Origin of the sequence: Trichocoleus sp. FACHB-591 (assembly GCF_014695845.1) — a bacterium.
In the GTDB taxonomy this organism is placed as follows: Bacteria; Cyanobacteriota; Cyanobacteriia; order FACHB-46; family FACHB-46; genus Trichocoleus.
Genome location: NZ_JACJPA010000045.1, coordinates 389,910 through 402,563 on the forward strand (window position 1 = coordinate 389,910; position 12,654 = coordinate 402,563).

10 protein-coding genes are annotated in these 12,654 nt (G+C 49.3%); 5 read left to right on the forward strand and 5 right to left on the reverse strand.

All coding sequences use genetic code 11. The annotated features are described in order from the left end of the window. Nucleotides 1-58 precede the first annotated feature (58 nt). Nucleotides 59-949: a lipid kinase gene (locus H6F90_RS09930; RefSeq protein WP_190552308.1), complete on the forward strand. Its 891-nt coding sequence runs from the start codon at nt 59-61 to the stop codon at nt 947-949. Here the strand turns inward: H6F90_RS09930 and H6F90_RS09935 are convergent. Next, complete coding sequence (locus H6F90_RS09935; RefSeq protein WP_190552309.1) at nt 882-2,066, reverse strand: EAL domain-containing protein; 1,185 nt, start codon at nt 2,064-2,066, stop codon at nt 882-884. The genes H6F90_RS09930 and H6F90_RS09935 overlap by 68 nt on opposite strands. 587 nt (nt 2,067-2,653) lie before the next feature. Between H6F90_RS09935 and H6F90_RS09940 the strand changes: the two genes are divergently transcribed. The 3 genes from H6F90_RS09940 (at nt 2,654) to H6F90_RS09950 (ending at nt 7,337) form a co-directional block, all read left to right on the forward strand. Next, the gene (locus tag H6F90_RS09940) at nt 2,654-5,455 is read left to right on the forward strand and encodes a cation-translocating P-type ATPase (RefSeq protein ID WP_190552310.1); all 2,802 of its coding nucleotides are present in this window, start codon (nt 2,654-2,656) and stop codon (nt 5,453-5,455) included. 209 nt (nt 5,456-5,664) lie between these two features. Beyond that, on the forward strand, nt 5,665-6,825 hold the full coding sequence (recF, locus tag H6F90_RS09945) for a DNA replication/repair protein RecF (RefSeq protein WP_190552311.1): 1,161 nt from the start codon (nt 5,665-5,667) through the stop codon (nt 6,823-6,825). Nucleotides 6,826-6,932: 107 nt separating this feature from the next. Then, nucleotides 6,933-7,337, forward strand: a complete 405-nt coding sequence (locus H6F90_RS09950) for a hypothetical protein (RefSeq protein WP_190552312.1) — start codon at nt 6,933-6,935, stop codon at nt 7,335-7,337. A 44-nt stretch (nt 7,338-7,381) separates the two neighbouring features. Here H6F90_RS09950 and H6F90_RS09955 read toward each other — a convergent pair whose 3' ends face one another. The 4 genes from H6F90_RS09955 to H6F90_RS09970 form a co-directional block, all read right to left on the reverse strand. Next, a complete protein-coding gene (locus tag H6F90_RS09955) occupies nt 7,382-8,353 on the reverse strand; it encodes an S-layer homology domain-containing protein (protein WP_190552313.1) in 972 nt (323 codons plus the stop codon). A gap of 109 nt (nt 8,354-8,462) precedes the next feature. Beyond that, nucleotides 8,463-9,134 (reverse strand): ferredoxin, encoded by a 672-nt coding sequence (locus H6F90_RS09960; RefSeq protein WP_190552314.1) that lies wholly within the window; start codon nt 9,132-9,134, stop codon nt 8,463-8,465. Between the two features lie 152 nt (nt 9,135-9,286). Beyond that, nucleotides 9,287-9,535 carry an Asr1405/Asl0597 family protein gene (locus H6F90_RS09965; protein ID WP_190552315.1) on the reverse strand — a complete coding sequence of 83 codons (249 nt, stop codon included), beginning with the start codon at nt 9,533-9,535 and terminating at the stop codon, nt 9,287-9,289. Between the two features lie 514 nt (nt 9,536-10,049). Further along, entirely contained in the window at nt 10,050-10,571 is a 522-nt protein-coding gene (locus H6F90_RS09970; protein WP_190439702.1) for a hypothetical protein, read from the reverse strand. Nucleotides 10,572-10,686: 115 nt separating this feature from the next. Here H6F90_RS09970 and aroA point away from each other — a divergent pair, with 115 nt between their 5' ends. Continuing rightward, nucleotides 10,687-12,039, forward strand: coding sequence for a 3-phosphoshikimate 1-carboxyvinyltransferase (aroA, locus tag H6F90_RS09975; RefSeq protein ID WP_190552316.1), 1,353 nt, complete (start codon nt 10,687-10,689; stop codon nt 12,037-12,039). The last annotated feature ends 615 nt before the right edge of the window (nt 12,040-12,654 follow it).

Here is a 12,654-nt window from a genome sequence, read left to right on the forward strand (position 1 = left end):
CTTGTGTCCCAGTGGCCCACCAGCGGAGCATTTATCTTCAAGGTATGGTTGGCAATTTATGAATCAACGAGCTTTATTACTAGTCAATCGGCAGGCTCGGCGGGGCCAGGAGGCCCTCACTCAAGCGATCACTCACTTGCAAGGTTGGGGTCTAGATTTGCTAGAAGAATCAACTGCTGATCCTCAGCAGCTACCTGATTTGATTCGTAGCTACCGCGATCGCGTTGATTTAGTCATTGTAGGTGGTGGGGACGGCACCATGAATGCCGTCACTGAAGGCTTGGTTGACACTCAGTTACCTCTGGGAATTTTGCCCTTAGGCACGGCCAATGACCTAGCTCGGACACTCTGCATCCCCACAGACTTAGCTCAGGCGTGCCAAATTATTGCCGAAGGTCGGGTGCAACGGATTGATCTAGGTTGGGTGAATGGCAAATATTTTTTCAACGTTGCCAGCCTTGGCCTGAGCGTCCAAATCACTCAGCAGATGACCAAAGAAGTAAAGCGTCGTTGGGGTGTGTTTGCTTATTTAACGACTGCCCTTCGGGTCGTAAGGCAATCTCGCCCCTTTAGGGCCGAAATCCGTTGTCGGGGAGAATCTATCCCAGTGAAAACGGTACAAATTGCCGTGGGGAATGGTCGCTATTACGGTGGGGGCATGACCGTGGTAGAAGATGCCGCGATCGATGATAATCGGCTCGATTTGTATAGCTTAGAGATTCAAAATTGGTGGCAGATTATTCCCCTATTACCCGCCATGCGAGGCGGGCAGCACATTAAGTCGTCTAAGGTCCGGGCATTAGCTGGAAAAGAATTTGAAGTGCATACTCGCAGACCCCGTCCGATTAATACAGATGGCGAAATTACTACTTACACGCCAGCTACTTTTCGAGTCGTTCCCAAGGCGCTATCAGTTTTGGTTCCCAACTCCCCGCCTCCGACAAGTTAAACCAGGAACGCGATTCTGTAGTTTGAGCGGCTAGGCGATCGCCGGAGAGCAATTCTGGCAGATCAAGCGCTGACCAGTTGAGGGGTTGCTCTTGCAAGGTGAGTTCTGGCATGCCTAAGCCATAGCCTTGACCAAAATCGACTCCCAACTCCCGACAAAATTCTATATCTGCAATATCTTCTAGACCTTCGGCTAAAACCAAAATTCCCAGTTCGTGGGCTGAGTGGAGAAAGCTCTTGATTAGCACTTGCTGGAGGGCATGCTGACTACAACCATGCACCAGTTGGCGATCGAGCTTAATTAAGTCAGGATAAAAGCCCGTAAAGTAGTGGTCAAACGAAACATTACCGCACAAATCATCCACAGCAATGCCAAATCCTTGCTCGCGAATCCAAGGAACGAGTTCGCTCAACTCCGGGCAGTCCAGTAGAGCTTCTACTTCCGTCAATTCAAATACAATTTGCTGGGGTCGTAAGCCTAAGTCAAAAACTTGCTGAAAGTTCTGGGCTAAGGCTTGGGGATTTTGAATAATAGCGTTCGGTAAAACGTTAATAAAAAAGGTTTGTTCAGTATTAAAGTTAGCGATCGCTTCTAAACAAGTTTTACGCGCTAGTTCATCAAACTCATGCACACATCGACTAGAAAGTGCAGCATCTACCAACTGCTTGCCACTAAAAGCCGCTCCATTTTTACCAGTCGCTCTCGCTAAACACTCGTGTGCAATCACATTTCCAGAAGACAAATTAAAAACAGGTTGATATTTGAAGAATAACGTTTGATTAATTAGAACTTCAAAAAACCAACTGTATTTAATAGATGCCGTCAATGCACTGAGGGGTTGAGCATGGAGAAATTCAATTAGTAATCCTTCCGAGTTCAGGGGCGATCGCGTAAAGAAACAACGAGAAAGCAGTTGGCTCTCATCGGATACAGTCTGGCCAATTTGCAAGCAAACTTCGATCAACTGTTGATCGGTAACGGCCAAATAAAGCAGTTGAGGAATATTAGGAAGATTTTGAAACCCTAAGCCATGCAGGCACTGCTTCACCTCTGGGTTATGAGGTTGAATAATCAGCTTAAAGGAATTGGAGAGCACCGAGGTATCAATAGGGGACACAAACAAGAAACCTTTTTCTATCGCTGCTTAAATTTTAAGTAAAGGCGTTTCATTAAGGAATGATGAAGTAGCTGAATAATATCCCGCAAAATGCTGAGTCTGCCTGTGCAATCAAGACAAATTTATTACTTAACATATCAGCTCATGTCTTACTGCTCAGCTAATTAATTGAATGCCCTGTTACTTTAAAACTTAAGCGGAAATTATCTTTCCTGGCTTCAGAGCTTAGTAATTATTTACTGACAATTTATTCAATTCCTGTATCTTTCTATACTCTTTTTATACTTATGTTTTCCCAATGTTAGGGCTGGATGCTTTTAGACAAGGATTGGGCTGAGGATTAAAATTATTAAATTGGCATCAAAAGATTTACTTATCAAAAATTTGAATGTTGGGACGAGCCGAGTTACTCCAAGCTCAACCAATTCCCGATCGCTCAGGGTTTCGTGGCAAATACAGAGCTAGAACTGGAACGGGCTCAAAGTCGCTCAGATTGCGGTTACAACAGCCTAGGAGCAGATGGAAACCAAATTTAAGCACTATGATTAAGTGCTGTAGGCGTTGTTTTATTTCCCGTGACTCTATCCATGGCTTCAGATTCACCGCCAGACTCTGTTGTGGCTTGGCATACCCTAGAGGCTGAGAAAGCTCTAGAGGTTCTTCAAAGCGATCGCGAATCTGGCTTAACGACTCAACAGGTGACAGAGCGCTTAGCACAGTACGGCCCCAACGAGCTAGTTGAGTCTGCGGGCCGCAGTACCTTAGCCATCCTGTGGGATCAGTTCAAGAACATTATGTTGTTGATGCTGATGGGTGTTGCGGTCGTCTCTGCCATTTTGGATTTGCGTTCTGGCAGCTTTCCTAAAGACGCAATCGCCATTACCTCGATCGTAGTTTTGAACGCTATCTTGGGCTACGTGCAAGAAAGCCGGGCTGAAAAGGCTTTGGCTGCTCTCAAAAGTCTGGCCTCTCCTAGGGTTCGGGCGATCCGGGATGGCAAAATTGTTGAAGTCAGCTCAAAAGAGTTGGTTCCAGGCGACGTCATGCTGCTTGAAGCAGGGGTTCAGGTGTCTGCGGATGGCCGCCTCATAGAAGCATCAAATCTGCAAGTCCGAGAATCGGCTTTGACTGGGGAAGCTCAGCCAGCAACTAAGCACGCAGAAACTCACTTGCAGGAAGAAACACCTTTGGGCGATCGCCTCAACTTGGTCTTCCAGGGCACTGAGGTCGTCCAGGGGCGGGCTACGGTGCTAGTTACGAATACTGGCATGAAGACCGAACTGGGCCACATTGCCACCATGCTTCAGTCTGTCGAGGCGCAGGAAACGCCTTTGCAAGAGCGCATGACCCAGTTGGGGAACGTGCTTGTAGGTGGTTCGCTCGTTCTAGTGGCTTTAGTCGTCATTGGTGGCGTCATACGAACCGGAAACTTTAGCACCTTTGAAGAATTGCTAGAAGTTTCTTTGAGTATGGCTGTTGCGGTGGTTCCCGAAGGCTTGCCTGCGGTGATCACGGTGACATTGGCCCTGGGGACGCAGCGCATGGTTCGTCGGCAAGCGCTGATTCGTAAATTGCCTGCGGTGGAAACCCTTGGTTCTGTCACCACCATCTGTTCTGATAAAACTGGAACACTGACTCAAAACAAGATGGTCGTGCAACTCGTCGATACTGAGCGTCATACTTTCCGGGTTTCTGGCAACGGTTACGATCCAGTCGGCGAGTTTCAGCTAGAGCAACAAGCTGTTTCCCCAGAGCAATACTTAGAGCTACAAACTTTATTAATTGCTTGTATTCTTTGCAACGACGCGACCTTGCAGTATGAGAAAGACCAATGGGTCATTTTTGGTGATCCCACCGAAGGAGCGTTGCTCACTTTAGGTGCGAAGGCAGGTGTTGACAAAGCAACTTGGGCTCGTAAACTGCCACGAGTTTCCGAGTTTCCTTTCTCGTCTGAGCGCAAGCGCATGAGCGTAATTTGCGAAGCGAGTGATTACCGGCCCATTACAGCCACGGCCGCAGACCCAATTCAATATCTGATGTTCACCAAGGGGTCTCCAGAGTTGATTTTGGAACGCTGCACCCATATGCAGGTGGGCGATCGCTTAGAGCCGTTAAACGCAGAACAGCGAGCCGAAGTGCTAGACCAGAACAACCAAATGGCAGGTCGGGGTCTGCGCGTTCTAGGGTTTGCTTACAAACCCCTGGCAACTTTGCCTGCCGAAGGCTCCGATGAAGCCACCGAAAAAGGATTAATTTGGCTCGGTTTAGTAGGGATGCTGGACGCACCTAGACCAGAAGCCAAAGAAGCTGTCGCTCGTTGCCGCGCCGCAGGTATCCGTGTGGTGATGATTACAGGTGACCACCAACTAACCGCCCAGACCATTGCCCAAGAGCTAGGAATTGCCCAACCAGGCGATCGTGTGGTCAGTGGTCAAGAACTCGATCGCATGAGTTTACAGGAACTCGAAGATCAAGTCGATCAAGTTAGCGTTTATGCCCGCGTTTCACCTGAGCACAAACTACAAATTGTGCAAGCTCTGAAGCGGCGTGGTAGAGTCGTCGCCATGACCGGGGACGGCGTCAACGATGCTCCCGCCCTGAAGCAAGCCGACATTGGCATCGCCATGGGAATTACGGGTACTGATGTCAGCAAAGAAGCCAGCGACATGGTGCTCCTAGATGACAACTTTGCCACCATCGTAGCTGCGACTGAAGAAGGCCGCACCGTTTATACCAATATCCGCCGCTTTATCAAGTACATCTTGGGCAGCAACATTGGCGAAGTGCTCACCATTGCGGCAGCTCCCTTGATTGGTCTAGGAGGGGTTCCCCTTTCGCCGCTCCAAATCTTGTGGATGAACTTGGTGACGGATGGTTTACCCGCCTTGGCCCTTGCGGTTGAACCTCCAGAACCCAACGTCATGAATCGGCCTCCCCACGATCCCCAAGAAAGCATTTTTGCGCGGGGTTTGGGTTCCTACATGATCCGAGTGGGCATTGTTTTTGCTGTTCTAACCATTGCCCTGATGACTTGGGCCTACGGTTACACTCACGCACCTGGATACGATCGCTCACCTGATACTTGGAAAACAATGGTGTTTACCACCCTTTGCCTCGCGCAGATGGGCCACGCGATCGCCATCCGCTCCAATGTGCGTTTGACCATTGAGCTTAACCCCTTCTCAAATCCGTATCTCCTAGGAGCTGTGACGCTGACAACGATTCTGCAATTGTTGCTAATCTATGTCCCACCGCTGCAGAACTTCTTTGACACCTTCTGGTTAAGTCCTTTGGAGTTAGCCATTTGCTTTGGCTTTAGTGCTTTGATGTTCACTTGGATCGAGCTAGAAAAGCTATTTCTCCGTTGGCAGTCGGCTCGACGCGGCTAAACGCCCAGGCCAATTGCTATCCAATTGCTAAAAGTCTAATGGCTAAACTTGTTGGCTAGGGTGGTCTTGGGTAGGCAAAACCCAACTCATACCACTCCACAAATCTAATAGAGTGCAGTAGTAGGGGTGTGCTAAGGTGCGCCCCTAATAATTTTGAGCGATCGCTTCCTCTGAGCTCATCGCCTATTGCCGACCGCTGACCGTGACTTATGTACCTCAAAAGTCTTCATCTGCGCCACTTTCGCAACTATTTGGATCAGCGGGTGGATTTCTCTGCTCCCAAAACTATTTTGGTCGGCAACAATGCCCAAGGTAAGTCCAACTTGTTGGAAGCAGTTGAGCTACTGGCAACTCTGCGATCGCACCGAGCTGGCCGCGATCGGGACTTGGTGCTAGAAGGAGAGACGATTGGCCAAGTTGCTGCCCTGCTGGAGCGAGACACTGGCCCCATTGACCTCACCCTCACCCTAAGAAGTAATGGTCGCCGCACCGTAGCGCTGAACAGCGAACCTTTACGTCGCCAGCTCGATTTTCTGGGCGTTCTCAATGCCGTAGAATTCTCTAGCTTGGATTTAGATTTGGTCCGGGGTGGACCGGAAAAGCGCCGAGCCTGGTTAGATGCCCTACTGACCCAATTAGAGCCGATCTACGCCCATATCTTGCAGCAATACAACCACATCTTGCGGCAACGCAACGCCCTGCTGAAGCAGCGGCAACAACGCACCCCAGAAGCCAGCTTATTTTCTCCGCCGCCAGAGCCTACAGAAGCGATCGATGAACCAGGCACCTTGGAGTTGTGGAATACGCAGCTTGCCGCCGCAGGGTCTCGCGTGATTCGCCGCCGGGCGCGGGTTTTGGAGCGGCTAGCTCCTTTAGCTGAGAAATGGCACCAAGAAATTAGTGGTAGTACCGAGGTGTTGCAAGTTAGATATGCACCGAATGTGGTGTTAACCGAGGATGACCCCGCTCAGGTACAGCAAGCCTTTCTAGACAAAATCCAGCAACGGGCGATCGCCGAACAGCACCAAGGCACTACCCTGGTTGGTCCGCACCGAGACGAAGTGGAATTTAGCATTAACCAAACGCCTGCTCGTCAATATGGTTCCCAAGGCCAGCAACGCACGTTAGTTCTAGCCTTGAAGTTAGCAGAACTCAAACTAATTGAAGAGGTCGTGGGGGAGCCCCCTCTGCTGTTATTAGATGACGTTTTAGCTGAGTTAGACCTGAATCGGCAAAATCAATTACTCGATGCCATTCAAGATCGATTCCAAACCTTAATTACCACCACTCATCTCGGCTCTTTCGATGCCCAATGGCTAAATTCTTCACAAATCTTGGCAGTACGAGCGGGGCAGATTTCGCCGATCTAATCCAGGTAATCCTGATGCATCTGCTTCCACTTCGTAATCGTAATTACGACATCTGTTGGCTGACTTATCCCATTTTATGAGCACGTTTCTAAGTGATAAAAGCTGTCATGGAGAACCATGAAATTAATCAATTAGGGTCTTCGCTACGGCAGATTAAGCAAACCTCAATTCGCTCGGGTGAGGCTGGTGCGGTTCGGCTGTGGTATCAGGGGGGTGAACCTTACTTCGACATTTTTTTTGAGCTACAAGACGACCACCTCCGCTGGTTTCAATTTACCTTACGAGGCAAATCTCTCTCTTGGAGCCAAAGAGCTAAAAACGTTCAAACAGGCACAACTGACGAACCTCGAATTAACGACACTACTTACTACGCTGGTAGCAAATTGATTCAAACAAATCACACGGTTGATCAAAATTTTGTACAGCTAGTTCGAGCCATTTTGCAAACGAGAGCAGATGAAGCTGTATTTCAGCAAGCGATCGCCCTGCTGGACAGCCAAGTCCAAACTTGACCATTCAATTAATCCATGATTGCTTTATTCCAGCTTATTCCAGCTTAAGGTTGCGTTAAGTACTCTGAGGGAATCTTCTCCGCCTTACCAGACGCGACTAATGCTTGGTAAATAAAAGCCGCAGCATCCGCCCGAGTTGCCTTTTCGTTAGGCTCTAAAACGTTTGGTCGCGGATGAGATACGGCTAAACCCGCTTGCGTTGCAGAGGCCACCGCACCCGTCGCATATTTAGGAATCTGCGCGGCATCTTGATAGGTTTGCAACACTTGGGTGGGGGCAGTAGAGCGAGGCAGTTCTAAGCCGCTTGCCAGAGCTACCAACGCTTGCACTCTCGGAATTTGTTGGGTGGGCTGAAAGATATTTTTGGGATAGCCTGCCAAAAAACCATTTCGAGACACTTCTTGAATCGCATCAGTGGCCCAAAAATCACCAGCAACATCTTTGTAACTGACTGCTTGCTGCTTCGCTGGTTTGTCGAAGGCTTTTTGCAGCATTGACGCATACTCTGCTCGCGTCACCGGAGCATCCGGGCGAAATGTACCATCCGGAAAACCGCTGATAATATCGCGCTGAACTAAAGCAGTAATAAAGGGATAAGCCCAATAATTTGTCTCAACGTCTGAGAAGCCCTCTGGCTCAGCGGTTGTTGGGGTGGGGCTGGGGGTTGGAGTAGCAGGTGGCCGCACCGCAAAGGGAACTGGCACTACATTAGGTTGGGCAGGCTCCGGCGCAGGTACGGTTGTTGGGGTTGGCTGGTTGGGGGTTGGAGAGGGGGTCACCACTCCTTCAACTGGGCTAGGGGATGCCGTTGGCGTTGCAGTGGGAGTGGGTGTTGCAGATGGGGTTGAGGTTGGGTCTAGAAGGCCGCCTAAGTTAAACCCTTGTCCTTCTCGACCTAACGACCAAAACAAGATCCCGCCAATCACACTAAAGGCTAGAAAAATACCAATGAATTCATCAAATCCCAAGGGGTCTCTACGGGATGGCTGAGGATTAGGGGGCAACGAATTGGTCATCTTAACTCCAGCAACGCCAAATGCGCGAAGTTTGGTTAGATTCTACGCCCAATTTATAACCCCGATCGTGCTGAGTAGCAATTAGCCACAAGTTAGAGAAAAAGTTTACCTAATTTCCCACAGATACCGAGCGAGAGGCGATCGCGAATCTTTCTACCTTGCTGGCGCTGTCACCCTCGGTCGCGGGGAAAGAGGGTTGAGTGGGAAAATGCTCGTCAAGAATGGTAGAAACAGTTTCCGGATGGATGCGGGTATAGCGAGTCTTGTCAGGCATTACAACCATAGTGGGGCCTGCCTTGCAATGCTTCATGCAGCCTGTCCCTTTAATGGTTACCTGATTGGTGAGGCCGCGATCGCCCAACTCCGACTCCAACGCCTGGCACACCGCTCTGGCACCCCGCTTCATACAGTCTGATTTTTGGCAAACCAAAATTGTGGTTTTGCCTGGAGCAGGCGTTGCCTTTTGGGGGGCCGCTGGAGCCGCTTCACCCGGTACAGCGGGGTAAATGGCGTAAGCTTTGAGTTTGGCAAATCCAGTTTTGGAATCCAGCTTTTTCTCGCCAGTCACTCGGATCCAATCGCCTAGGTTTAACACCTTACCTTCAGCAATAAATGAGGCCACGACGCTAGCTCGTGACTCTTTAGAGAGCTTGATGCAAACCTCGCCTTCAGGGGTAGCCACTCGGATGCGCTTGAACTTGTAGCCATCTTCCATCTCAAAACCCAGAAAGCGCCCTTCCAAGCTGAATTCTAGAACTTGACCGAATTTGGACTTACTCATGATGACATCCCAAGGTTTGATAGGTTTACGTTTTTCTCAAAAGGGGTAATGCAACGTGCAATGCGGTGAATCGAAGATAGATATGAGTTTTCTAAAGTTTAGTAAGTATGATTGCTTATTAAATCTGCACAAATATTGATTGGCGGAAGAATTTAGGCTTTAAGTTGCCAACAGAGGTCTAACCAATCGATTAACTCAGTGCGAGCAGCAGTTAAATGCTGTATCACGCTACGGAGTTGAACCGCTTCTCCCACTGTCTGGACTTCTACCGACAAGGTGCCATCTCCAGCACACCAACACTGAACTCCTAACTCTTGCAACCGTTGGTAAACTTGCCAGCGATCGCACCGGGACACCGTAACTACTTGGCCGACGGGGGAGTTCAGACTAGATTGGTTCATAAGGTGTCTTCCTAAATGCAAGAGATTCTTAGTTGCAAGCGCCAGAGAAGCCGAACAAATTAAAAGAGGTGCTGCAAAGGAGTCGCAAGTAGACATTTAATGGCGTCTGCTTTTGAGTAAATACGGGTAGCAGCCGTGAAATTCCGTATTCCGATTAGGCGATCGCTAGCAGGTGATGAACTTAGATTGCCCACAGAGGAGCTAATGTGATTGATCAGTTTCGTTAATACATGGCTGGATCGGCTCACTAAGTCAGGGGCAAGACTCTAAATTATTGAGAATAATAGTCAATAATTTCGTTAAAAACAATATAACAAAAACTGTGTATTTGAAAACTCTTTTCATTAAGAATTCATCAGATCTGCTATCAAAGCCAGATTTGAGGCAAGCAAAAGCTGGGCAGTGAGGTCACTACCCGAGTTCGGCGATCGCTTGCAGAGACGCCTAGAGTGCTAGCGCAGCCTTGATCTGGAGCGTCAGCTCAGCTTTAGTGGGTCAGCTTTAGTGAGGTAGATTAATGCTCAATGTCTAAATTCAATACGTAAGCGCCAAGCTGTACTTTTTCCGACCACAACTCATACTCAATCCGCAAATGGTGGGGTAGAGCTTGGCCCTCTAGCTTGAGACTGCGGGTAAAGTTGCGCAACCGCATCTGGCCGCTGCTGCTGAGCAAGTCACTTTGCAACCAATAGCGGCTCAAGCCGTAAACGCCTTGCTCCCAGAAGTGGCGATAGCTAAAGCGACCGTTGCCCTGCATAGTCATAATGACGCGATAGGGCGAAATTTCTAGCCACAACAACCGAGGCGCAGGAGTGGCTGCCAACGTCTCTTGATCCGAAATCCCCACGCCTGTGGTGCCAGCATCTAGAGCTTCCAGATGGCCTTCTCGGTCTTGGAGCGTTGGTTCAGTTAGCAACAGGTGAAACCGTTCTTGGTCCTTCTGGTATAGAGTTGCAGCGGTATCAACCACAGACCAGATCGGCAGGTCTGTTGACACAAAAGATAAGCAAACAGGCTTGCGGTGATGCGTCAGCATGAAGTGTGAGGAGTGTGAGGAGGTGGCGATGTTTTCGGATAGCTACTAACAACTCAGCCTTAACATCTAAAGAAAGCGGTAGGATTACTACGCAGTTCTAGGTCAGTCTATCTCAATGCCAGCTCCGATCGTAACGTTGACAACCGCAGAAAATCAGCATCAGCTCACAATTGCCCAACCCACTGCAGGTCTTGCTTTACAGGGCCGGGTTCAAATTCCGGGCGACAAATCCATTTCCCACCGAGCCCTGATGTTAGGAGCTTTGGCCGAGGGAGAAACGCAAATCCAAGGGCTGCTGCTAGGCGAAGATCCTTGCAGTACAGCGAGCTGCTTTCAGGCAATGGGAGCAGAAATCTCAGAGTTAAACACGGATCTGGTGCGCGTGCGGGGGATTGGCCTAGGCAATCTGCAAGAGCCAATGGATGTCTTGAACGCGGGGAACTCTGGTACTACTCTGCGTTTAATGCTAGGCATTTTGGCTTCTCATCCCGATCGTTTTTTTACCGTGACAGGCGATAGCTCTTTGCGATCGCGCCCCATGTCCCGCGTCGTCAAACCGCTACAACAAATGGGTGCCCAAATTTGGGGTCGTCAAGGAGGAGCTTTAGCGCCCTTGGCAGTGCAAGGACAAGCGCTTAAACCTAGTCACTACCACTCGCCCATTGCCTCAGCTCAGGTCAAGTCCTGCATTCTGCTGGCAGGACTCATGACTGATGGCCAAACGACAGTCACCGAGCCTGCCCTTTCCCGGGACCACAGCGAGCGCATGTTGCGGGCCTTTGGCGCTGAGTTGACGGTCGATCCAGAAATGAAGAGCGTCACGGTCACAGGCCCAGCACGGTTACAAGGACAAACCGTGATTGTTCCTGGGGATATTAGCTCTGCCGCCTTCTGGCTGGTAGCAGGGGCGATCGTACCTGGTTCTGAGTTGTGGGTAGAGAACGTTGGGGTAAATCCCACTCGCACGGGAGTTCTAGATGCTCTAGAAATGATGGGAGCTGACATTACTCTAGAAAATCAACGAATTGTAGCGGGCGAACCCGTGGCTGATTTGCATGTGCGGCATAGCAGCCTGAAAGCTTGTGAAATTAAGGGAGATATCATTCCCCGCTTAATTGATGAAATCCCAATTTTGGCCGTAGCTGCCGCCTTTGCTCAAGGCACCACCGTGATTCGGGATGCGGAAGAGCTACGGGTGAAAGAGAGCGATCGCATTGCCGTCATGGCAGCCCAGCTCAATCAAATGGGGGCACAAGTCACAGAATTACCCGATGGTTTAGAAATTACAGGAGGTGCTGCCCTCCAAGGTGCTGAAGTGGATAGCCACACCGATCACCGGATTGCCATGAGTTTGGCGATCGCAGCTTTAAACGCTACGGGTACCACCACCATCCACCGAGCTGAAGCAGCCGCCATTTCCTACCCCAACTTCACCAGCACTTTGCAGCAGATCTGCCACCCCTTGTAGGGCTTAATTCGCTATTGAGATTTGGCAAATTTGCTTAGTAGCCATTCAGCGATCTAGTTTGCAACCGCAGCGATCGCTTTTTTGTCATGGCTTGGACATTTCAGGTTCAACTGCTAAAAGTCGGCACTCGTTAACTTAGGGGGCTAATGGTTTGCTTCCTCTATTCTTTGCCTGCCTTTAAATCTTGAGGACCTTCAGGAATCAAGCTGCCTTGCCTTGAATACTAGGGGAAGCGGCTATCTTGGACTCAAATTTAGGTTTTACGCTAGCTAGTTCCCGCTAGTCAGGCAGAGTTGCATGAAGTCAGCGAGCTAAAGCTGTGGTTTTCAAGCTGGAACAGAGGGGTAATTTTCCAGAAGTTGTAATTAAGCAAGGATTTTTTAATCGGATGCTAGATCACCGAGTTTCTAGCCAAGTTAGCAAATCACTTGCAGCCTATTTAACAACTAACTAAATATCAGCTAAATTTGATTTTCACATCAATTCTCGCATCAGAATAATAGCTATTAGTAACAGCTAGTAATCATAAAATTGGAAGTCTAAGGATCATGGACTTCGGTCTTGATGATGCTAAAGGAACGCTTACCATGATTCAGCTTTGATGGTTAGTTGGAG